Origin of the sequence: Malaciobacter canalis, from assembly GCF_008000835.1 — a bacterium.
GTDB classification, from domain to species: domain Bacteria; phylum Campylobacterota; class Campylobacteria; order Campylobacterales; family Arcobacteraceae; genus Malaciobacter; species Malaciobacter canalis.
The window spans coordinates 392300-413846 of record NZ_CP042812.1 but is presented as its reverse complement, the minus strand read 5'-3'; the positions used below and the strand labels follow the sequence as shown (position 1 = coordinate 413846).

General features: G+C 29.4%; 24 protein-coding genes. 19 read left to right on the top strand and 5 right to left on the bottom strand.

Going from position 1 to position 21547, the window contains the following annotated elements:
* Positions 1–83: 83 nt before the first annotated feature.
* The 4 genes from ACAN_RS02100 to ACAN_RS02085 all read left to right on the top strand — a co-directional run bounded on the left by ACAN_RS02100 (position 84) and on the right by ACAN_RS02085 (position 3292).
* Entirely contained in the window at positions 84–584 is a 501-nt protein-coding gene (locus ACAN_RS02100; RefSeq protein WP_079578267.1) for a ubiquinol-cytochrome c reductase iron-sulfur subunit N-terminal domain-containing protein, read from the top strand.
* An 11-nt stretch (positions 585–595) separates the two neighbouring features.
* The gene (locus ACAN_RS02095; protein WP_099333784.1) at positions 596–1843 is read left to right on the top strand and encodes a cytochrome b; all 1248 of its coding nucleotides are present in this window, start codon (positions 596–598) and stop codon (positions 1841–1843) included.
* The gene (locus tag ACAN_RS02090) at positions 1843–2715 is read left to right on the top strand and encodes a c-type cytochrome (protein WP_099333783.1); all 873 of its coding nucleotides are present in this window, start codon (positions 1843–1845) and stop codon (positions 2713–2715) included. The genes ACAN_RS02095 and ACAN_RS02090 overlap by 1 nt, the downstream gene beginning before the upstream one ends.
* Positions 2716–2896: 181 nt before the next feature.
* Positions 2897–3292: a hypothetical protein gene (locus ACAN_RS02085; protein WP_079578270.1), complete on the top strand. Its 396-nt coding sequence runs from the start codon at positions 2897–2899 to the stop codon at positions 3290–3292.
* Between the two features lie 31 nt (positions 3293–3323).
* On the opposite strand, the gene ACAN_RS02080 is transcribed toward ACAN_RS02085, so the two are convergent.
* Together ACAN_RS02080 and ACAN_RS02075 are read right to left on the bottom strand one after the other, a co-directional pair.
* Positions 3324–3995, bottom strand: coding sequence for a 16S rRNA (uracil(1498)-N(3))-methyltransferase (locus ACAN_RS02080; protein WP_099333782.1), 672 nt, complete (start codon positions 3993–3995; stop codon positions 3324–3326).
* Between the two features lie 2 nt (positions 3996–3997).
* Complete coding sequence (locus tag ACAN_RS02075) at positions 3998–4402, bottom strand: hypothetical protein (protein WP_099333781.1); 405 nt, start codon at positions 4400–4402, stop codon at positions 3998–4000.
* Between the two features lie 70 nt (positions 4403–4472).
* On the opposite strand from ACAN_RS02075, the gene ACAN_RS02070 reads away from it, so the two are divergent.
* The 5 genes from ACAN_RS02070 to fabG are packed head-to-tail and all read left to right on the top strand — an operon-like array spanning position 4473 to position 8412.
* Positions 4473–5687, top strand: coding sequence for a molybdopterin molybdotransferase MoeA (locus ACAN_RS02070; RefSeq protein ID WP_099333780.1), 1215 nt, complete (start codon positions 4473–4475; stop codon positions 5685–5687).
* Positions 5684–6355 (top strand): 7-cyano-7-deazaguanine synthase QueC, encoded by a 672-nt coding sequence (gene queC / locus ACAN_RS02065; RefSeq protein WP_099333779.1) that lies wholly within the window; start codon positions 5684–5686, stop codon positions 6353–6355. Before ACAN_RS02070 ends, queC begins: the two co-directional genes overlap by 4 nt.
* On the top strand, positions 6355–6888 hold the full coding sequence (locus ACAN_RS02060) for a 6-carboxytetrahydropterin synthase (RefSeq protein WP_099333778.1): 534 nt from the start codon (positions 6355–6357) through the stop codon (positions 6886–6888). The genes queC and ACAN_RS02060 overlap by 1 nt, the downstream gene beginning before the upstream one ends.
* The gene (locus ACAN_RS02055) at positions 6839–7633 is read left to right on the top strand and encodes a 7-carboxy-7-deazaguanine synthase QueE (RefSeq protein ID WP_228150615.1); all 795 of its coding nucleotides are present in this window, start codon (positions 6839–6841) and stop codon (positions 7631–7633) included. The genes ACAN_RS02060 and ACAN_RS02055 overlap by 50 nt, the downstream gene beginning before the upstream one ends.
* Before the next feature lie 35 nt (positions 7634–7668).
* Positions 7669–8412 carry a 3-oxoacyl-ACP reductase FabG gene (gene fabG, locus ACAN_RS02050; protein WP_079578277.1) on the top strand — a complete coding sequence of 248 codons (744 nt, stop codon included), beginning with the start codon at positions 7669–7671 and terminating at the stop codon, positions 8410–8412.
* Here the strand turns inward: fabG and ACAN_RS14150 are convergent.
* The gene (locus ACAN_RS14150; RefSeq protein ID WP_404319632.1) at positions 8409–8561 is read right to left on the bottom strand and encodes a hypothetical protein; all 153 of its coding nucleotides are present in this window, start codon (positions 8559–8561) and stop codon (positions 8409–8411) included. The two genes, fabG and ACAN_RS14150, sit on opposite strands and share 4 nt — an antisense overlap.
* On the opposite strand from ACAN_RS14150, the gene acpP reads away from it, so the two are divergent.
* From acpP to accA, 3 genes are all read left to right on the top strand, one after another.
* A complete protein-coding gene (gene acpP / locus ACAN_RS02040; RefSeq protein ID WP_079578278.1) occupies positions 8494–8724 on the top strand; it encodes an acyl carrier protein in 231 nt (76 codons plus the stop codon). The two genes, ACAN_RS14150 and acpP, sit on opposite strands and share 68 nt — an antisense overlap.
* Before the next feature lie 129 nt (positions 8725–8853).
* Positions 8854–10113 (top strand): beta-ketoacyl-ACP synthase II, encoded by a 1260-nt coding sequence (locus ACAN_RS02035; protein WP_099333776.1) that lies wholly within the window; start codon positions 8854–8856, stop codon positions 10111–10113.
* Between the two features lie 47 nt (positions 10114–10160).
* Positions 10161–11105 carry an acetyl-CoA carboxylase carboxyl transferase subunit alpha gene (gene accA / locus ACAN_RS02030; protein ID WP_099333775.1) on the top strand — a complete coding sequence of 315 codons (945 nt, stop codon included), beginning with the start codon at positions 10161–10163 and terminating at the stop codon, positions 11103–11105.
* Between the two features lie 5 nt (positions 11106–11110).
* On the opposite strand, the gene ACAN_RS02025 is transcribed toward accA, so the two are convergent.
* Positions 11111–11449 carry a histidine triad nucleotide-binding protein gene (locus tag ACAN_RS02025; RefSeq protein WP_099333774.1) on the bottom strand — a complete coding sequence of 113 codons (339 nt, stop codon included), beginning with the start codon at positions 11447–11449 and terminating at the stop codon, positions 11111–11113.
* Positions 11450–11552: 103 nt separating this feature from the next.
* Between ACAN_RS02025 and pheS the strand changes: the two genes are divergently transcribed.
* From pheS to efp, 7 genes are all read left to right on the top strand, one after another.
* Positions 11553–12545, top strand: a complete 993-nt coding sequence (pheS, locus tag ACAN_RS02020; RefSeq protein ID WP_099333773.1) for a phenylalanine--tRNA ligase subunit alpha — start codon at positions 11553–11555, stop codon at positions 12543–12545.
* Positions 12542–14863: a phenylalanine--tRNA ligase subunit beta gene (gene pheT / locus ACAN_RS02015; protein ID WP_099333772.1), complete on the top strand. Its 2322-nt coding sequence runs from the start codon at positions 12542–12544 to the stop codon at positions 14861–14863. Before pheS ends, pheT begins: the two co-directional genes overlap by 4 nt.
* Before the next feature lie 11 nt (positions 14864–14874).
* Entirely contained in the window at positions 14875–16149 is a 1275-nt protein-coding gene (gene aroA, locus ACAN_RS02010) for a 3-phosphoshikimate 1-carboxyvinyltransferase (protein WP_099333771.1), read from the top strand.
* Positions 16150–16157: 8 nt separating this feature from the next.
* Positions 16158–17006: a 4-hydroxy-3-methylbut-2-enyl diphosphate reductase gene (locus ACAN_RS02005; RefSeq protein WP_099333770.1), complete on the top strand. Its 849-nt coding sequence runs from the start codon at positions 16158–16160 to the stop codon at positions 17004–17006.
* A gap of 63 nt (positions 17007–17069) precedes the next feature.
* Positions 17070–18722, top strand: coding sequence for a 30S ribosomal protein S1 (locus ACAN_RS02000; RefSeq protein ID WP_079578286.1), 1653 nt, complete (start codon positions 17070–17072; stop codon positions 18720–18722).
* Positions 18723–18747: 25 nt separating this feature from the next.
* On the top strand, positions 18748–20331 hold the full coding sequence (serA, locus tag ACAN_RS01995; protein WP_099333769.1) for a phosphoglycerate dehydrogenase: 1584 nt from the start codon (positions 18748–18750) through the stop codon (positions 20329–20331).
* Between the two features lie 9 nt (positions 20332–20340).
* Entirely contained in the window at positions 20341–20901 is a 561-nt protein-coding gene (gene efp, locus ACAN_RS01990; RefSeq protein ID WP_079578288.1) for an elongation factor P, read from the top strand.
* Positions 20902–20968: 67 nt separating this feature from the next.
* On the opposite strand, the gene ACAN_RS01985 is transcribed toward efp, so the two are convergent.
* Positions 20969–21538 (bottom strand): hypothetical protein, encoded by a 570-nt coding sequence (locus ACAN_RS01985; protein ID WP_099333768.1) that lies wholly within the window; start codon positions 21536–21538, stop codon positions 20969–20971.
* Positions 21539–21547 lie beyond the last annotated feature (9 nt).

The following is a 21547-nucleotide window of genomic DNA, read 5'->3' as shown; positions in this document are numbered from 1 at the left end:
AGTTTCAATTTGACTTGCGTCATTACACTTTAAGAAAATTAACAATATAATAAACAAATTTTATTTTAAAATAAGGAAGATAAATGTCTAACGAAACAAATAGACGGGATTTTCTTGGATACACTTTTGCTGCAGTTGCTGCAGTTGGAGGTGCCGCTTCTTTAGTTGGTATGAAGAAAGCATGGGACCCACTTCCAAGTGTATTAGCTAGCGGATTTACTGAGTTTGATCTTAGTAAAAGTAAAGCTGGTGAACCAAGTACAATCATGTGGAGAGGTAAGCCGATTTTTATTCTTAAAAAGACTGCTGAAATGGAAGATTCTAAAAGAGACTTAGTAGTTAATGGTGATAGATTTACTATTGCTATTGGATTATGTACTCACCTTGGATGTATTCCAGCATGGAAAAAAGATATGTGGAAATGCGCATGTCATGGTGGGGAGTTTAATGCTAGTGGGAAGCAAACATTTGGACCTCCTCCAAGACCTCTTGATCTGCCTCCGTTTAGTGTTTCTGGAAATACACTTACTTTAGGTGAAGAAGGACCAGAATACAAAGAAATCGCAGCTGCGATGATGGCGTAAGGAGTTAAATAATGGCAAAATTTACAAAAGCAAACTCTGTTGGTGAGTGGTTAGATCAAAGATTAAACACTACTACACTAAACAAAGTTTTAATGACTGAGTATTGGATTCCAAAAGATATTAACTTCTTATGGGCAATGGGTGTATTACTAGCTACTACATTTGGTATTCTTGTAATTTCAGGAATTTTTTTAATGATGTACTACAAACCAGATGTTAATTTAGCATTTGATTCTGTAAACTACACAATTATGCAAGAAGTTGCATATGGTTGGTTATTTAGACACATGCACGGTGTTGCAGCTTCTGTTGTATTTTTAATCATCTATATTCACATGTTAACAGGTATCTACTATGGTTCTTACAAGCAAGGTAGAGAGATGATTTGGATTTCAGGTATGTTATTATTTGTAACATTTTCTGCTGCTGGATTCTCTGGATATATGTTACCATGGGGACAAATGTCTTACTGGGCTGCAATGGTTATTACTAACCTTTTTGGTGGTGTTCCATTTATTGGTGATGCATTAGTTGTATGGATTAGAGGTGACTTTAATGTTGCTGATGCTACATTAACAAGATTTTTTATGTTACATGTATTCTTATTACCTATTGTAATTATGGCTATTATTGTTGTTCACTTTTACACATTAAGAATTCCTCATGTTAACAATCAAGAATCAGAAGATATTGATTTTGATGCTGAAGCTGAAAAATATTTAAGTGGAAACAAAAAAGAGTCTAAAGTTATTCCATTCTGGCCTATCTTTATTTCAAAAGATTTAGCTGTATTGGGAATCTTTTTAATCTTCTATTTTTATTTAGTATTCTTCCACTATAGTTTTGCAATGGATCCAGTTAACTTTGATCCTGCTGATAATATGGTAACTCCTGCACATATTTATCCTGAGTGGTATTTCTTGTGGTCATATGAAGTGTTAAGAGGATTCTTCTTTGATATTGGACCTATTAAAGCATTTGATATTGGACTTATCGCATTTGGTTTTGCAAATGTTATTTTCTTTGTTTTCCCATTCTTAGACAGAGATCCAGCTGTATTACCAGCGCATAAAAGACCTGGATTTAATATTTGGTTCTGGATTTTAATGGTAGATTTAATTGTATTAACTGTATATGGTAAATTACCTCCAACAGGTATAAATGCATGGGTAGGATTTGTATCGGCTACGATATTTATTATTCTATTTTTATTGTTGCCAATTATTACAAAAGCTGATGCTAAAAAGAGAGGTGCATAATGAGAGAGTTAAAAGTATTAATAGTTGTAGTAGTATTTACTCTTATTACTTATTGGGGAGTTGAGCCATTTGCTCATTCGCAAATGCACCCACATGTTGAGCCAGCTGATTATGAGTATAAAGATGTAGATGGTTTAAATGGACTAACAGGAAATGCAACAAATGGTGCTTCTTTAGTTCAAACTAACTGTACAGCTTGTCACTCTATTGAAAAAGAAGGTTTTCCTCCTGTAATGGATGATGCAACTTCTGCTGCTAGCTATGGTGTTGTACCACCTGATTTAAGTACTGCTGGAAATCTTTATAATGCTGATTACTTAGCTGCATTTATAAAAAATCCTGCAAAAGCTTCAAAAGTTGAGCACAAATTTAAAGATGGAAGAATTCATCCAATGCCAGGTTATGAGTGGATGCAACCACAAGAAATAGCTGACATGGTTGCTTACTTACAATCAATTGCACCTGAAAAAATAACAAATAAAGAAGCATTTACAGATGCTTGTCAAAGATGTCATGGTATCAAATATGGGGATATGAAAGGTGGAACAATGGCTGCTCATACTCCAAATGAAAATATCAAAGCATATATGGGGAAAACTCCTCCTGATTTATCTCAATATATTAGAAGTAGAGGTGAATCATACTTACATACATTTATCAATAACCCTCAAAAACACTTAGAGGGAACTGCGATGCCAAGAGTTGGTTTAACTCAAAAAGCTGAGCAACAAGTTATTGAGTATATGGAGCAAGTTGGAGATTCTAAAAAAGCTGAAAGAGAAGCACTAGGACCAAAATTTTTAATTTACTTAGTGATTTTCGCAATTTTTGCTTGGTTGTGGAAAGCAAAACTTTGGAGAAATCTTCACTAGAAGATTTACTTTTTAAACTAAAAGGCCTAGATTTTTATAATCTAGGCCTTTTTTATTACACTGCTACAATTTTACAAAATCTTATTTCAATTTTTTAATTATTAGCTTTTTTTATAAAACTTAAGTACTGTTTAACAGATTAAATAGTAACATAATTGTAACAAAAATTAAAGGGACGAATATGAAGTTAGGAAAAATCGTTTTAGCATGTACATTAGCTTTTGGGATTGCTAGTGCTCAAGATGTTATGCAAAAATCTATGTCTATCATGGAACAAGGGATTACTCAAATTCAACAAGGTTTTTTAAATAACAATATTGAATTAATAAGAAGTGGTTCAAAACTTGTTCAAGATGGAAATAAATTATTTTCTGATAAAAAAGTAATTGCACAATATTTACCAAAAGATAAAAAACACATGGTAAATGTTGCATCTAATGCTTCTAAAAGAATTAGTTTAGATATAAATATTTTAGAGCTAAACTTAGAAGATAAAGCATATTTAAATGCAGCTAATGCATACTCTGATATCTTAAATGCATGTTCAAGATGTCATTCAATAGTTAGAAGTTGGTAATAAAAAAGATAAACTTAAAAGTTTATCTTTTTTAAATAAGTATTTTTGCAGCAACTGCTGTAATTGCAGTTTGAGACTTCAATATTAATTTTGTATTAAAGCCAACAATTTTTTCTTTATCAAACTTATCTATTTCACTACTAGAAAAACCACCCTCACAACCAATTATTATTGTTTTTATATCATCTTTTTTAGAATCTACACTATTTTTTGAAAAATTCAACATATAAGTATTTGGGTTTTCTTTAATAAAATCATCTAAACATTTTGCTAGTTCAAGCTTTATAATATCACTTCTTCCACACTGTTGCGAAGAATTAATAAGAATCTTTTCCATCTTCTCAAAATTTAGTTTAAAATTATTTTGAGAATAATCACAAGGAATAAAAGTAATTTTATTTACTCCAAGTTCATTTAAATAAGGAAGCTCTTTTTCTATAGTTTTAGGATCAACTATACACCAAGCAATATGTAAGTGTTTATCAAGTTTTACAATATACTCTTTTTTTGACTCTAATCTTAAAGTAGCACTTCTTCTATCTATTGAAACTATCTTGTAAAAATAAAGATTATTATCTTTTAAATTTCTAAATGCAATCTCATCGGATACTTTATGTCTTCTTGCTTTTATTAAATGTTTGAAGTTATCATTTTCAATAGTCAAAATATTTTCATTTGCACTTTCATGATAAGTAAACTGCATGCTTAAAATACCTTTGAAATAATATAAACACTAACTAAAACAAGTAGTTCAATAGTATATATTTTTTTTGCATAAGGTATAAACTCTTCTTGAGCTTTTATATCAGTTGATTTAATAACTCTCATTTTTTTGTATCTTTTTATTTCAATTACAAGTAAAAAAATTGAAGCTGCTATCATTATAATAATAGTAAAACTAAAACTTCGTGCATATGCAGAAACAATTGCTCCTGTGTACATAATTACCGCATTACTTAAGTGATACACAGGCGTTGTAAGTTTTAATCTTTTTGCTAATTTTATAAAATCTTTAACAAAAATCAAACTGTAAAAGTTAAAAAGTATAATAGCTAAGAAAAAAAAGATTGCATACACATGTGTAGTTACTGCTTCTTGCATAATTTCCATTGTTTATCTCACTTTTAAAAAATTTTGGTATTATAACAAACTTGTCATAAGGTATTAGTAAAGGAAAAAAATGGCTTTAAACGTTAAAGAAGCACTAAGTATTATAGAAAATTTACAAATAAATTTAAATTATGAAATTATACCCATAGAAAAAAGTATCAATAGAGTTTGTACAGATGATATCTTTGCACAATATGCTCTTCCAAAATTTGATAATTCTGCTATGGATGGCTATGCTATTAGATATGAAGATAGAAATAATGAACTTGAAATAATTGATACTATTTTTGCAGGTGACAATAAACATACAGAACTTAAACCTAATACTTGTGTGAAAATAATGACAGGAGCTAGAGTTCCTAAAAATACAAATGCAATAATACCAAAAGAAGAGACAAAAGAAAAAAATAACAAAATAAAAATAACAAAAAACGTAAAAGAGTTTCAACACATAAGATATATTGGTGAAGATATTAGCTTAAATGAACATCTAATAAAAAAAGGTTCTAGGTTAAATTTTGCAAAAATCACCCTACTTTCTTCGCAAGGTATATCACATATAAAAGTATATAAAAAACCTAAAATTGCTGTTTTTGCTTCAGGAGAAGAGTTAAAACTTCATTATGAAAAAATTGAAGATTATCAAATTTATAACTCAAATACTCCAACATTTCTAGCAAGAGCAATTGAACTTGGTTGTGAAGTTACTTTTATGGGACAAGCAAAAGATAGTGTTGAATCAATAAAAGAACTTATTGAAAACTCTCTAGAAGCTGATTTGATTATAACATCTGGTGGAGTAAGTGTTGGAGATGCTGATTTTACAAAAGAAGCTTTTAACACACTTGATTTTAAAACTATAATTGATGGTATTTATATAAAACCTGGAAAACCAACTATATTTGGGAAAATAAAAGATACATATATTTTAAATCTTCCAGGAAACCCTTTGGCTTCTGCACTTATTTTTGAAGTTTTTGGGAGAATGATTGTACAAAAATTAAGAGGTTCTAGAAATATTTTTCACAATTATATAATTGGCAAAATGTCAGAACCACTTAAAAATAAAAAAAGAACTACTGTAATTCCTGGTGATTTTGATGGAGAGTATTTTACACCTTCAAAAAAGAGAGCTCCTGGAATGGTAAATGTACTTTCAAATGCTAATAGCATGATAGTAGTAGATGAAAACAATGATGAACTTTTAGAAAATGATGAAGTTAAAATCTTACCAATTAATTGGAAATTCTTTACGGATATAAAAAAGGATTTTATTACAAAATGAAAAAAAGAGCAGTTTGTATATTAAGTGGAGGAATGGACTCTACATTAGCATCTTATATTGCAAAAAATGAAGGCTATGAAATTATTGCCGTTCATTTTAATTATGGGCAAAGAACACAAGATAGAGAACTAAAAGCGTTTAGAGATATTTGTAATGACTTAAAAATTGAAGAAAAATATGAAATTGATATTCCATTTTTTACTCAAATTGGAGCTAGTGCATTAACTGATAAAAATATTGATGTTCCAATTGGTGGTGTTGAAGCTGGTGTTCCTATTACATATGTTCCATTTAGAAATGGTATTTTTCTATCAATTGCAACAGCAATTGCAGAAAAAGAGAATGCAAGTGCATTGTATATAGGAGTTGTAGAAGAGGACAGTTCTGGATATCCAGATTGTACAGATGATTTTATTAAATCAATCACTAATACAATTAATACAGGTACAAAAGAAGATACAAAACTTGAAATAAAAACACCACTTGTTCATCTAATGAAAAATGAAATCGTATTAAAAGCACTTGAGTTAAATGTTCCTTTAAATCTTACTTGGTCTTGTTATAAAGAAGAAGAAGAGGCTTGTGGAGTTTGTGATAGTTGTAGATTAAGATTAAACGGATTTGAAAAAGCAAATAGTGAAGATAAAATTCCTTATAAGGTAAAATAATGCATTGGAAAATATCAAAAGAGTTTGATTTTTGTTATGGACACAGAGTTTGGTCACAAACTTTAAATACTGATTTTTCTTTAGATGGATGCTTAAAATGTAGACATCTACATGGTCATCAAGGAAAAATATTAGTATATCTAGAAGCTAAAGAACTCAAAGATGGTATGGTAACTGATTTTAAACACTTAAATTGGTTTAAGTCTTTTATTGATGATGTTTTAGACCATAAATTTATTTTAGATATAAATGATCCATTATTTGAAACTTTGCTTCCAAAAGTAAATAAAGAAAACTTAGTAAAGTTTACTGAGGGATATTATTTAGTAGATTTAACAAAACTTCAAGATGAAGAAAATTATATAATTGAACTTTATGAGGGCTATGTTTTAGTTGACTTTGTACCAACAAGTGAAAACTTATCAGCATGGTTTTTAAAAATTGTTCAAGAAAAAATGAATGATTTAGGTATAAAAGTATCACATGTTGAATTTTTGGAAACTCCAAAAAGTAAGAGTACCTTTTATGCTTGAAGTAAATGAAATATTTGGTCCAACAATACAAGGTGAGGGAAAAAGAGTAGGAACAGCCTCTGTTTTCATACGTTTTGGTAAATGCAACTTTAAATGTGAGGGTTTTGCTGTTGAGTATGAAACACCAAGTGGTATAAAAAAATGCGCATGTGATTCTTATTATGCAGTTGATCCAGCTTTTAAAGACCAATGGCATACATTCTCAAATGCAAATGATTTAATTGAAGAGGTAAACAAAATTCTTCCCTCATATAAATGTGATATAGTAATAACAGGTGGAGAGCCCCTACTTTACTGGAAAAACAAAGAGTTTCAAAAGCTTTTAAAATATTATGTAACAAATGATTATAAAGTAACTATTGAAACAAATGCATCTTTAAATATATATATTACAGAAAAATATCAAGAAGATATACTTTTTTCTATGAGTGTAAAATTAAGTAATTCCTTAGAACCTTTGAAAAAAAGAGTTAATATAAAAACACTTACATCTATTATTAATAAGTGCAAAGACAAATATTTGAAGTTTGTAGTAAATAAAGATTTTTTAACTCAAGCAAATAACGAAATTCAAGATATTTTAAAACAACTACCATATGTTGAAACTTATCTTATGCCCATGGGTGATAATACACAAGAGATGAACAAAAATAGTGAAGCAGTTATTAATCTAGCTTTAGAAAATGGTTTTAAATATTGTGATAGATTACATATAAGAGTTTGGGATAATAAACGTGGGGTTTAATTTAATAAATAATTTAATAAAAAGAAAGGATATAAATGAAATTTAGTGGAAAAAATGTACTAGTTACAGGTGCTAGTAGGGGTATAGGTGCGCAAATTGCTAAAACTTTAGCAACACATGGACTTAAAGTGTGGATTAACTATAGAAGTGGTGCTAGTGCTGCTGAAAAAATAAAAGAAGAGATTGAAGCAAATGGTGGATGTGCTGCTATTATTAAAGCTGATGTAACAATTGAAGAAGAGTTTAATGCAGCTATTAAAACAATTATAGATGCTGATTCAGAATTGTCATATTTAGTAAATAATGCGGGTATTACAAAAGATAAACTTGCTTTAAGAATGTCTGTTGATGATTTTACTGATGTAATAAATGCAAATTTAACTTCTGCTTTTATTGGTTGTAAAGGTGCTTTAAAAGTTATGGGTAAAAAAAGATTTGGTTCTATTGTAAATATTTCTTCAATTGTTGGAGAGATGGGAAATCCTGGACAAACAAATTATTCAGCTTCAAAAGGTGGCTTAAATGCAATGACAAAATCTTTTGCAAAAGAGGCAGCAGCAAGAGGTATTAGATATAATGCTGTAACTCCTGGATTTATTCAAACAGATATGACTGATGAATTAAAAGATGAAGTAAAAGAGCAATATGAAAAAAATATTCCTTTAAATAGATTTGGTCAAGCAAGTGAGATAGCTGATGCAGTAGCGTTTCTACTAAGTGATCACTCAAGTTATATCACTGGAGAAATACTAAAAGTTAACGGCGGTTTATACGTTTAAATTCCACTAAAAAAATGTTTAAAAGATTTTTTAAAATCTTTTTGGCTATAATACGATGATAATTTTATAAAAGGAAAAAATATGGCATTATTAGATGATGTAAAAGAAGTGGTAGTAGAGCAACTAGATTGTGATATTGCAGAGATCAAAGAAGATTCTAAATTTATTGAGGATTTAGGAGCGGACTCTTTAGACGTAGTTGAATTAGTTATGGCTTTAGAAGAGAAGTTTGATATCGAAATCCCTGATGAAGATGCAGAAGGTATCCAAACTGTTGCTGATGCTATTAAATACATCGAAGAGCACGCGTAATTTTAAACTTTTGAATAAAAAGCTAGACTTCTAGCTTTTTATTTTGTCTTTTTTATTTAAAATCTTGAGTTTTTATTGAAAATTGAATATTTTAAATAAAATATAAATACACGAAACGGAGCATAATTAATGAAAAGAGTTGTTGTAACTGGTTTAGGTACTATTAATTCTGTAGGAAATAACGTTGATGAATCTTTCAAAGCTGTAGTTGAAGGTCAATGTGGTATTGAAAAAATAACACTATTTGATGCTTCACAGTACCCTGTACAAATTGCAGCAGAAGTTAAAAACTTTGATCCAACAGAAGTAATGGATAAAAAAGAAGTAAAAAAAGCTGATAGATTTATTCAATTAGGTATAAAAGCTGCAAAAGAAGCAATGAAAGATGCAAATTTCATTACAGATGAAAATAAAAAAGTTGATGATTCAATTTCTGAAAGATTTGGTATTATTTCAGCATCTGGAATTGGTGGATTAGGAACAATTGAAAAAAACTCTGTTGTGTGTCAATCAAGAGGTCCAAGAAGAATTTCTCCATTTTTTATTCCATCATCACTTGTTAATATGCTTGGTGGTTTTATCTCAATTGAGCATGGTTTAAAAGGTCCAAGTTTATCTCATGTTACAGCTTGTGCAGCTTCAACTCATGCACTTGCAGATGCAGTTAAAACAATTGCAACAAATGGAGCTGATAAAATATTAGTTGTTGGTGCAGAAAGTGCTATTTGTGGTGCTGGTGTTGGTGGATTTGCTTCAATGAAAGCTTTAAGTGCTAGAAATGATGACCCTCAAAAAGCTTCAAGACCATTTGATAAAGATAGAGATGGTTTTGTAATGGGTGAAGGTGCTGGTGCTTTAGTTATTGAGTCATTAGATTCTGCTAAAGCAAGAGGTGCTAAAATCTATGCTGAAATTATAGGATTTGGAGAAAGTGCAGATGCAAATCATATCACTGCTCCTGTTATTGATGGTCCATTAAGAGCTATGAAAGCAGCACTTGCTATGGCAAAAGAGACTATTGGTGAAGATATTAAGATTGATTATGTAAATGCTCATGGTACATCAACTCCTGTGGGAGATGGAAATGAATCAAAAGCTATTTTAGATCTATTTGGTGATATATCAAATTGTCCTCCTGTTACATCAACAAAAGGTCAAATTGGACATTGTTTAGGTGCTGCTGGTGCTATTGAAGCAATATTTGCCATTAAAGCATTAGAAGAGGGAATTATTCCTCCAACAATAAACTTTGAAAACCAAGATGAAGAATGTAAACTTGATTTTGTTCCTAATAAATCAAGAAAAACTCAATTAACTACTGTAATGAGTAACAACTTTGGTTTTGGTGGAACAAATGGTTCTATCATCTTCAAAAAATTTATAGACTAACAAACACTCTTATAGAGGGATCTTCCCTCTAGAAAAAAGGAATATATTTGGCAACTTATCTAAATTTTGAAAATAAAATACAACAAATTGAAGAAGACATTTTAGTTGCAAAAAGTCGTGCAGATGAACATGCTGTTGAGATTTTAGATAAAAAACTTCAAAAAGAAGTTGAAAAAACTTTCAAAAACTTAAATGATTATCAAAAACTGCAACTAGCAAGACATCCAGACAGGCCATATGCTCTTGATTATATAAGAGGTTTATTAACTGATGCTTATGAATTACATGGTGATAGACATTATAATGATGATAATGCAATAATTTGTTACTTAGGATATATAGGTTCGCAAAAAGTAATGGTTATTGGTGAGCAAAAAGGTCGAGGAACAAAAAATAAACTAAAAAGAAATTTTGGAATGCCAAGTCCTGAAGGTTATAGAAAAGCTTTAAGATGTGCAAAAATGGCTGAAAAATTCAGTATTCCAATTCTTATGCTAGTTGACACTCCAGGTGCATACCCAGGAATTGGAGCAGAAGAGAGAAATCAAAGTGAAGCAATTGCTAAAAACTTATATGAATTTTCTAATTTAAAAACTCCAACTATTTCAGTTGTAATTGGTGAGGGTGGTTCAGGTGGAGCACTTGCAATTTCAGTTGCAGACAAACTTGCAATGATGAGATACTCTGTTTATGCAGTTATATCTCCTGAGGGCTGTGCTGCTATTTTATGGAATGATCCAGCACAAGCAGAAACAGCAGCAAACTCACTTAAAATAACAGCAGAATCACTAAAAGAATTAGAATTAATTGATGATGTTATAAATGAACCACTAATTGGGGCTCATAGACAAAAAGAAGAAGCTATTCAGGCACTTGGAGATTATTTTTTAAATACTTTAGAAGAGTTAAAATCTCAAACTACTGCTCAAAGACTTGAAAAAAGATATGAAAAACTTATGAATCTTGGTAAGTTTGAAGACAGCAAAAAGTAGTAAAACTACTTTTTAGCTCCCACTAATCTACCAACATACTCCCCTGCTAATAAATGCATATGTAAGTGATTTACTTCTTGTCCACCATGCTCTTTTATATTTGTTATAATTCTATATCCATTTTCTCTTACACCTAATTTATCAGCAACTTCATGAATAAATTTTGTCATATTTGCCATAAGTTCTGGCTTGATTACATCAAAAGAGTCATAATGTTTCTTAGGAATAATAAGAACATGAATTTTAGCCGCAGGATTTATATCATGAAAACATAAAAATTCTTCATTTTCATGAACTGTTTTATTTGGTATCTCACCATCTATTATTTTACAAAATAAACACATATTTCTTCCTTTTATTTTTATGAATTTATTATAACCAAACTCTAATAAATTATTAAGTATAATCCCTAACTTTAGAAAGAACTATTGAACAGGAGAAAGTTAAGTGAAAGTATGGATTGAAAAAATAAATAATGCCAATTCACTTGAAGAGTTAGAATCTTTAAGGGTTGAAACGCTTGGAAAAAAAGGTGTTTTAACAAAAGAGTTTGCAAAACTTAAAACTATACCAAATGAAGAAAAAAAAGCTTTTGCTCAAAATTTAAATGAGCAAAAAATTGCAATAAATGAAGCAATAGAAACAAAAAAAGAAGTACTTGAAAAAGAGGCTTTAAATAAAAAATTAGAAAATGAAAAAATTGATGTTACTAGATTTAATAATGAGTTATCATGTGCTTCAATACATCCAGTAATTGATACAATGGATAGAATAATAACATATTTCCAGAATCTAAACTTTGCAGTAGAAGAAGGACCTTTAGTTGAAGATGATTTTCACAACTTTGAAGCATTGAACCTTCCAAAATATCACCCTGCAAGAGATATGCAAGATACTTTTTACAATAAAGACTTTACAGTATTAAGAACACACACTTCTCCTGTGCAAATAAGAACGATGTTATCGCAAAAACCACCAATTAGAATGATAGCTCCAGGTACTGTTTTTAGAAGAGATTTTGATTTAACACATACTCCAATGTTTCACCAAGTAGAAGGACTTGTAGTTGACAGTGCAGATAAAGTATCGTTTGCAAACTTAAAACATGTTCTTGTTGAATTTTTACAACATATGTTTGGTGATGTTGAAGTTAGATTTAGACCATCTTTCTTCCCTTTTACAGAACCAAGTGCTGAAGTTGATATTTCATGTGTATTTTGTAAAGGTGATGGATGTAGAGTATGTTCACATACAGGATGGCTTGAAGTTTTAGGTTGTGGAGTTGTTGACCCTAATGTATTTAAAGCTGTGGGATATGAAAATGTTTCAGGATATGCTTTTGGTTTAGGCGTTGAAAGATTTGCGATGCTTATACACAATATTGGAGATTTAAGATCTCTATTTGAAAGTGATTTAAAATTATTAGGACAGTTTAGATGATAGTTACAAGAAAATGGTTAGAAGAGTTTATTGATATATCAAAAATTTCTACTGATGATATTTGCAAAACACTAAACTCAATTGGACTTGAAGTTGATAGTGTAAAAGAAGTAAGAATTGCTTCTAATGTTGTAGTAGGAAAAGTTTTAGAAAAGCAAAAACATCCAGATGCAGATAAATTAAATATTTGCCAAGTTGATGTTGGAGATGAAACTGTACAAATTGTTTGTGGAGCAAAAAATGTTGATGCAGGACAATATGTACCTGTTGCTAAAGTTGGTTGTAAATTAAATGATAATTTTAAAATAAAAAAAGCAAAACTAAGAGGTGTTGAATCAAATGGTATGATTTGTTCTTCAACTGAATTAGGATTAGCAAAATTAAATGATGGTATTTTAGAACTTGATAACTCAATTGGAAAATTAAAAATTGGGAAAGAGTTAAAAGAGTACCCTTTAGTAAATGATGATATTATTGAGATTGAACTAACTGCAAATAGAGGTGACTGCCTAAGTATAAATGGTATTGCAAGAGAATTAAGTGCTTTTTATAATATACCAATTATTGAAAAAGAGAAAAATCTTGATAATAATGAGCTTGGAATTGGTCAATTTTTAGAAGTTGAGTGTGAAAGTAGTATTGAAAGTTCACTACTATTTAAAGCAATAGATTTTACTGATTTTAAACTTCCTGTTTTATATAAATTAAGAGTTGGAGAAATTGATAAATTTGAAGAAAATGATATAAGTGATGCAATATCTTACTCAATTCACTCACATGGTGTAATTTTAAACTCATATGCAAATGAAGATGCTGATACAGATGATGATTTATCAGTATTACATGTTAAAAAAGATAAAGATGGTTTTGATAATGTATATGGAAAAGAGCATTTAAGTACTATTTGTATTGAACATAAAAAGACAAAAGTACAAGATAATATATTTATTGTTGAAGCTTCATATATTAATCCAGAAAAATTATCTAAAAGAGTTTTTGAAACAAAGAAAAAAACTGGAGATATTTATTATAGAACTTCAAGAGGAAGTGAACCAGATATCAAACAAGGAATTGATTGTTTTACAACTTTTATATCAAAATATGGTGCAAAAATCTATAATGGAGCAGAAGCTTTTGTAGAAGATATTGAAAAAAAATATTTAGATATTAATATAGATAAAATAAATTCAATAATAGGTCAAGATATACCAAAAGCACAAATTGAAAATATTTTAAATGCACTTGGATTTGAAGTAAAAGAAGGTTTGAACAATGTATTTTCTATTCAAATTCCTTTACACAGACATGATATTAAAAATATGGCTGATGTTACAGAAGAGATTGTAAGAATTGTAGGAATTGACAATATTAAAGCAAAACCTTTAGCAATTGATGAAGTAAATAGATTTAATAAAACATCAGCAAATTTAATCAAAAAAAATAAAATAAGAAGAAAAGCAATTGAAAATGGTTTTTATGAAACTTTAACTTATGTTTTTTCAAATAAAGAAAACTTACAAAAGTATGGTTTTGATGTTGTAAAAGAAGAACTAGATATATTAAATCCTATTGTAAATGAGTTAAATACTTTAAGAACAACGATTCTTTTAAATTTAGTAGAAGCTTGTTCTAATAACTTCAAACAAGGTATTAAAAGTGCTGCATTTTTTGAAATTGGTAAAGTAATAAATACAAATAGAGAAGAGAGTTTTAAAATCTCTTTTATTCACAGTGGATCAAAAGAAGAAGAAAGCTTCACAAATGCAGGGAAACCCGCAAATATTGATTTTTTTGAATTTTCAAAAAGAGTATTAAATTCAATTGGAAAATTTGAATTAGAACCTATGGATAATATTAAAAATAGTTTTATTCATCCTTATCAAAATGCAAATGTAATAATTGATGGTAAAGTAGTTGGATTTATTTGTAAACTTCATCCAAGTATTGCAACTGAATTTGACTTGCCAGATACATTTATTGCAGAAATTGATTTTGATGCAATTAAAGATGACTTGGTAAAAGTGCATAAAACATCAAAATTTCAAGCTTCAAGAAAAGATTTAAGTATTATTGCACCTAAAAATATGCCTTATGCAAAAATAAAAAAAGTAATAAACTCAATTGAAGATACTAATATAAAACAGTTTAATTTAATTGATATTTATAGTGATGAAAAACTTAAAGAGAGTGAAAGTTTAACTATTAGATTTATTTTACAAAATGATGAAAAAACTTTGGAAGAAGAAGATATAACTTCAACAATGAATAAAATTTTAGAAAAACTTGATACAGAACTAGGCATTGGATTAAGAGAATAAAGAGGTAAAAAGTGGAAACATTAAACATAAAAAAAATTGGAAAATCATTTGATATTACAATTGATACAATAAGTAGTGATAAATCAATCTCTCATAGATGTGCAATGTTTTCACTATTTTCAAATAAAACTTCATATATAAAAAACTATCTTACAGCTGAGGATACTTTAAATACATTAAGTATCGTAGAACAACTTGGTGCAAAAATCAAAAGAGATGGCTCATATATAGAAATTACTCCACCAATTAAATTAACAGAACCAGAAGATGTTTTAGACTGTGGTAATTCAGGAACTGCAATAAGACTTTTTTGTGGTTTATTTGCAAGTGTTGATGGGGCTTTTACTCTAACAGGTGATAAATACTTAAGAGCAAGGCCTATGAAAAGAGTTGCAAATCCATTAAGAAGTATTGGTGCTAAAATTGATGGAAGAGATGATGGAAATAAAGCTCCTTTATTTATTAGAGGAAATAAACTTAAAGCATTTAAGTACCAATCACCCGTAAACTCTGCACAAGTAAAATCTGCTATGATTTTAGCTGCTTTAAAAGCAGAAGATACATGTAAATACAAAGAAGAAGAGTTAACAAGAGATCACACAGAACGAATGCTAAATGGTATGGGTGCAAATATAAAACTAGATGAAGAGGGTTTTATAAATATTAAGCCTTTAAATGATTATTTAAAACCACTAGATATAACAGTTCCAACTGATCCCTCTTCAGCTTTTTTCTTTGCAGTTGCAGCAGCAATAAACCTAAACTCAAAAGTTACGATAAAAAATGTAACTTTAAATCCCACAAGAATAGAAGCTTATAAAATTCTTGAAAAAATGGGAGCTAAAGTTGAGTATATTGAAAAAGAGAATATTTATGAACCAATTGGTGATATCATTGTAGAACATAATGAACTAAAAGGCGTAGATGTAAATGAAAATATCTCTTGGCTAATTGATGAACTGCCAGCTTTATCAATTGCAATGAGCTTAGCAAAAGGCAATTCTAAAGTAAGTAATGCAAAAGAATTAAGAGTTAAAGAAAGCGATAGAATATCTTCTGTAATAGAAAATTTAAAACTTTGTGGTGTTGAATATACAGAGTTTGAAGATGGTTATGAAATTGTTGGTGGTTCAATAAATAAAGCTACAATTAACTCATATGGAGATCACAGAATCGCTATGAGCTTTGCAATTGCTGGAACCATATGCGATATGGATATTGAAGATACACAATGTATTCAAACATCATTTCCTAACTTCAAAGAGATACTTGACACCCTATATTAAGGAAAATTATGCAAGTTAAATTAGCTTCAAGTTATGGTTTTTGTTTTGGAGTAAAAAGAGCTATAAAAATAGCAGAATCGTATGAAAATTCTGCTACTATGGGACCACTAATTCACAATCAAAATGAGATTGATAGATTAAAAAATAATTTTAATGTAGGTTTATATACCTCACTTTCAGAAGTGAAAAAAGATGATACTGTTATTATTAGAACTCACGGTATTCCAAAAGATGAGCTAAGAGATTTAAAGAAAAATAAAGATGCAAAAGTTATAAATGCAACCTGCCCTTTTGTTACAACTCCTCAACAAATTGTTAAGAAAATGTCAAAAGAAAACTACTCAATACTAATTTTTGGTGATAGTACACATCCAGAAGTAAAAGGTGTAAAATCTTATGGAGAAGATCAAGATGATGTTCATGTTGTAATGAGTGTCCAAGACTTAGATAAAATAAATTTTAAATATGACAAGATTGCAACTGTTGCTCAAACCACAAAGAAAAAAGAAGTATATCTTGAAATTGTAAATGCACTTATATTAAAAAATAAAGAAGTTAGGGTATTTAATACAATTTGTGATGCAACTTTTGAAAATCAAGATGCAGCAAGAGATTTATCAAAAGAGGTTGATATAATGATTGTAATTGGAGGAAAAAACTCTTCAAATACAAAACAATTACATGCAATTTGTTTAGAAAATTGTGCAGATTCTTACTTAATTGAAAACTCAAAAGAGCTTGAAAAACAGTGGTTTGAGGGCAAAAAAGTCTGTGGTATAACAGCTGGTGCATCAACACCTGATTGGATCATTCAAGAAGTAGTAAATAAAGTAGAAAAATATAACGAAATTTTTTAGTTTAAGCCAGTTTTGGATATAATCATCCCATTTAATAAATAACGGTTAATACGAAGGAATAATATGGGTATCGAAGATATTGAAATTGGTGAAGACTTTGACTTTGAGCAAATGCTTAATGAGTCTTTTGAGAATGCTGAAAATAACTCTGTAGTAAATGGTGTAATTGTAGAAATTACTGAAGAAAACGCGCTTGTTGACGTTGGTCAAAAGATTGAAGGTAGATTAAACATCTCTGAAATCACGGTAAATGGTGAAGTAAAATATAAAGAGGGTGATACTATCCCTGTTATGTTAATGGGAAATAGAGGAGAAAGACCTTCAATCTCACATAGAAAAGTTTTACAAAAAGAGAAATTTGACGCATTTGTAGAGAAACATAAAGAAGACCTTGAAGATGTAGTAATTGAAGGTAAAGTTGTTTCTGTTAAAAATAAAGGTGGTTTCATAATTGAAGATGAGGATGGATGTGAATATTTCATGCCAATGGCTCAATCTTACTTAAAAGTTTATGGTGCAATCGGTAAAAAAGTTAAAGCTAAAGTTTTAAAAGTAAACGAAAGCCAAAACTCAATTATTGTTTCTAGAAAGAAACTAATTGAAGAAGCAAAAGCACAAAAAGATACTAAAATTGCTGAAATTTTAGAATCAGGTGAACCAGTAAATGGAACAATTAAAAAAATCACTTCTTATGGAATGTTTGTAGATTTAGGTGGAATTGATGGTTTAGTAAACTACAATGAAATCTCTTACAAAGGTCCTGTTAATCCAGCTAACTATTATGAAGAAGGTGATGAAGTTACAGTTTCTATTCTTTCTTATGATAAAGCAAAACAACACTTATCATTATCAATCAAAGCTGCATTACCAAATCCATGGGAAGAGATTAAAGATCAATTAGAAGTTGGTGATACAATCACTGTTACTGTTTCTAACTTTGAATCTTATGGTGCATTTGTTGATTTAGGAAATGATATTGAGGGATTATTACATATTTCTGAAATTACATGGAATAAAAATATCAAAAATCCAAAAGAGATTTTAACTTTAGGTGAAGAAGTTAATGTTGAAGTAATTGAGCTTGATATTGATAAGAAAAGATTAAGAGTTTCATTAAAGAACTTACAAGAAAAACCTTTTGCAAAATTCTTAAAAGAGAACAATGTAGGTGATGTTATTAAAGGTAAAGTTGCTACTTTAACTGACTTTGGTGCATTTGTTACTATTGGTGAGATTGATGGATTATTACATAATGAAGAAGCTTCTTGGGAAACTAATGCAAAATGTAAATCTATGTTTAAAAAAGGTGATGAAGTTGAAGTTAAAATCATCAAAATTGATAAAGACAAAGAAAATATTTCTTTAAGTATCAAAGAAATTTCAGATTCTCCTGCTAAAAAATTCCAAGATGCACATAGAATTGGTGATATTGTAAAAGGACCAATCAAAGATGTTAAAGATTTTGGTCTATTTATTAAACTAGATGATAATTTAGATGGTTTAGTAAGAACAGAAGATTTTGGTCCATTAAAAGCCGATGAAGTTAAAATTGGTGAAGAGATTGAAGCTGTTGTTGTAAATATTGATACAAAAAGAAATAGAGTTAGATTATCTATTAAAAGATTAGAATTACAACAAGAAAGAGAAGTTCTTAAAGCTGTAAATGATGATTCAAATATGACTTTAGGCGATTTATTAAAAGATCAAATTAAATAATTTTTAAATAAGAGGGATTTTAAAAATGAGTAAACATACTATCGTAGTTTGTGACCACATTCATGAGGATGGACTAGACATCCTTAAGAACACAGAGGACATAAACTACGTTTATGCCGCAAATATAGATAAAACTGCACTATTAGATGTAATTAAAGATGCTGATATTGCAATTACAAGAAGTTCTACAGATGTAGATGAAAAGTTTTTAAACGCAGCTGTTAATTTAAAAGCAATAATAAGAGCTGGTGTTGGATATGATAATGTTGATATGGAAGGTTGTAGCAAAAGAGGAATAATTGCTATGAATGTTCCAACAGCTAACACTATTGCAGCAGTTGAACTTACTATGGCTCATATGTTATCTTGTATGAGAAAATTCCCTTATGCGCACAATCAATTAAAACAAGACAGAATCTGGAAAAGAGAAGATTGGTATGGAAATGAGTTATTTGGTAAAAAACTAGGTGTTATTGGTTTTGGTAATATTGGACACAGAGTTGCACTAAGAGCAAAATCTTTTGAAATGGATGTTGTAACTTATGACCCATATATACCATCAACAAAAGCAACTGATTTAGGCATTGAATATACTACAAATTTCGATGATATTTTATCTTGTGATATTATTACAATACACACACCAAAAAATAAAGAAACACTTGATATTATTGGTGAAAAAGAGATTGCAAAAATGAAAGATGGTGTTATTTTAATAAACTGCGCAAGAGGTGGTTTATATAATGAAGAAGCACTAGTAAACAACTTAAAATCTGGAAAAATTGCAATGGCTGGTATTGATGTATTTAAAAAAGAGCCTGCAATAAATCACCCTCTTTTAGACTTAGATAATGTAACTGTAACTGCACACTTAGGTGCAAATACAAAAGAGTCTCAAAAGAAAATAGCTGTTCAAGCTGCACAAAATGCAATTGAATCAGCGCGTGGAATTGCATATCCAAATGCTCTTAACTTACCAATTGATGAAAGTAAAATCCCTTCTTTTGTAAAACCATATATCGAATTAACTCAAAAAATGGCATTTTTAAGTGCACAAAGTGATAAAAGTGCTATTAGATCAATTAGCGTACAAGCAGAGGGTAAAATTGCAGAATATTTAGACTCTTTGACTACATTTGCAGCAGTTGGTTCACTATCTGTATCAGGTGGAGAAGATGTAAACTATGTAAATGCAAAATTTTGGGCAGAAGAGAAAGGTATCACTTTTGATACTGCAGAAATTTCTCATAACAGTGGATATAACAATAAAGTTACTGTTAAAATTACTACAGAAAAAGGTGTAAATACTATATCTGGAACTGTATTTAATGATAATATGCAAAGAATTGTTGATATTAATCATTTCGCTTTAGATATTGAACCAAAAGGTAATATGATATTCCTTAGAAACTCTGATGTACCTGGAGTAATCGGAGAAGTTGGTAAAGTGTTAGGAAATGAAGGTATTAATATTGCAGACTTTAGGCTATCAAGAGGTAAAAATGGTGCACTTGCAGTTATTTTAGTTGATAGTACAATAAATAGTGATATTTTAAGTAAATTAGCAAACCTAGAAGCAGCAATATCTGTTTCTTATGCAGAAATTTAAGGATAAAAAATGGCAATTTCAATGAGCGAATTAAAAAAGGGATTAAAGATACAATTAGATGGTATCCCTTATAAAATTACAGAGTATCAACATGTAAAACCTGGTAAAGGAGCTGCTTTTGTTAGATGTAAAATAAAATCTTTTCTAAATGGAAAAGTTATCGAAAAAACTTTCCATGCTGGTGATAAATGTGAAACTCCAAATTTAGAACAAAAAAATATGCAATACCTATATGATGATGGTGAAATGCTACAATTCATGGATACACAAAACTATGAACAAATAGGTTTAACACATGACCAAGTAGGTGATGCACAAAACTGGATTATTGATGGGATGAGTGTTGATATGATGTTTTTCAATGAAAAACCAATCACAGTTGAACCACCAATGACAGTTGAACTAAAAATCATTGATACTCCACCAAATTTTAAAGGTGACTCACAAGGTGGTAAAAAACCTGCAACTTTAGAATCAGGTGCCGTAGTTCAAATTCCATTTCACCTAGTTGAAGGTGATGTTATTAAATGTGATACAAGAACTGGGGAATACCTAGAAAAAGTTAAATAAAATAAAAAAAGAGAATAACTCTCTTTTTTTATTTATACTATAATTATAACTTTTAAATAAATACTATTTAAAAGTGTAAACTAATAAGAAACTGCCCAACATTACCACCACTAGAAGTAGTCAAAGAAAACCAAAGACTTAAAAATAAAGATAGTATTGTGATGATTTTCCATTTAGTCCTCCACCAACCTTTTCTTTTATTGAACTCTTTTATATATTTTTCACCTTTATCGCCTTTTTGACATAATATTACGTCTGTTGTAAATGCTAAAATAAATGTAACTGTTAGTACGTAACCAAAGCTATCCTCAAAAGTAGGGAAAAAAGAGTATTTAAATATATGATAAATTCCAATATAAAATAACACAAAAGTAAATTGGGCTAATCCTGCACCTATTATTGTTCCACGACTTAATATTGGACTTTCTGTAGTCTTCTTTCTTCTTTCTTCTATTGTTTTTCTGGGATTTATAATGCCTCTTTTAGTATATTGTTTACGTATAACTGGAATGTCAATAATTAGAAATATTAACTTTCTATATGGATATAAAATAAAGTCTAACCCATAAGATATTTTAATTGCACCTCTGTAAAAAAAATAATATATTATATTGTAAAAATATTCTATTTGTTTCATTTATATATC

Bases quoted from the DNA above. Each gene is read 5' to 3' on its own strand.
- ACAN_RS02005 (WP_099333770.1), top strand. From the start codon at position 16,158: ATGCAAGTTAAATTAGCTTCAAGTTATGGTTTTTGTTTTGGAGTAAAA.
- ACAN_RS02070 (WP_099333780.1), top strand. From the start codon at position 4,473: ATGGCTTTAAACGTTAAAGAAGCACTAAGTATTATAGAAAATTTACAA.
- fabG (WP_079578277.1), top strand. From the start codon at position 7,669: ATGAAATTTAGTGGAAAAAATGTACTAGTTACAGGTGCTAGTAGGGGT.
- ACAN_RS02055 (WP_228150615.1), top strand. From the start codon at position 6,839: ATGTTGAATTTTTGGAAACTCCAAAAAGTAAGAGTACCTTTTATGCTT.
- ACAN_RS02090 (WP_099333783.1), top strand. From the start codon at position 1,843: ATGAGAGAGTTAAAAGTATTAATAGTTGTAGTAGTATTTACTCTTATT.
- ACAN_RS02080 (WP_099333782.1), bottom strand. From the start codon at position 3,995: ATGCAGTTTACTTATCATGAAAGTGCAAATGAAAATATTTTGACTATT.
- queC (WP_099333779.1), top strand. From the start codon at position 5,684: ATGAAAAAAAGAGCAGTTTGTATATTAAGTGGAGGAATGGACTCTACA.
- acpP (WP_079578278.1), top strand. From the start codon at position 8,494: ATGGCATTATTAGATGATGTAAAAGAAGTGGTAGTAGAGCAACTAGAT.
- ACAN_RS02000 (WP_079578286.1), top strand. From the start codon at position 17,070: ATGGGTATCGAAGATATTGAAATTGGTGAAGACTTTGACTTTGAGCAA.
- ACAN_RS02095 (WP_099333784.1), top strand. From the start codon at position 596: ATGGCAAAATTTACAAAAGCAAACTCTGTTGGTGAGTGGTTAGATCAA.
- ACAN_RS02100 (WP_079578267.1), top strand. From the start codon at position 84: ATGTCTAACGAAACAAATAGACGGGATTTTCTTGGATACACTTTTGCT.
- efp (WP_079578288.1), top strand. From the start codon at position 20,341: ATGGCAATTTCAATGAGCGAATTAAAAAAGGGATTAAAGATACAATTA.
- ACAN_RS02075 (WP_099333781.1), bottom strand. From the start codon at position 4,402: ATGGAAATTATGCAAGAAGCAGTAACTACACATGTGTATGCAATCTTT.
- ACAN_RS01985 (WP_099333768.1), bottom strand. From the start codon at position 21,538: ATGAAACAAATAGAATATTTTTACAATATAATATATTATTTTTTTTAC.
- serA (WP_099333769.1), top strand. From the start codon at position 18,748: ATGAGTAAACATACTATCGTAGTTTGTGACCACATTCATGAGGATGGA.
- pheT (WP_099333772.1), top strand. From the start codon at position 12,542: ATGATAGTTACAAGAAAATGGTTAGAAGAGTTTATTGATATATCAAAA.
- ACAN_RS02060 (WP_099333778.1), top strand. From the start codon at position 6,355: ATGCATTGGAAAATATCAAAAGAGTTTGATTTTTGTTATGGACACAGA.
- ACAN_RS02085 (WP_079578270.1), top strand. From the start codon at position 2,897: ATGAAGTTAGGAAAAATCGTTTTAGCATGTACATTAGCTTTTGGGATT.
- ACAN_RS02035 (WP_099333776.1), top strand. From the start codon at position 8,854: ATGAAAAGAGTTGTTGTAACTGGTTTAGGTACTATTAATTCTGTAGGA.
- ACAN_RS02025 (WP_099333774.1), bottom strand. From the start codon at position 11,449: ATGTGTTTATTTTGTAAAATAATAGATGGTGAGATACCAAATAAAACA.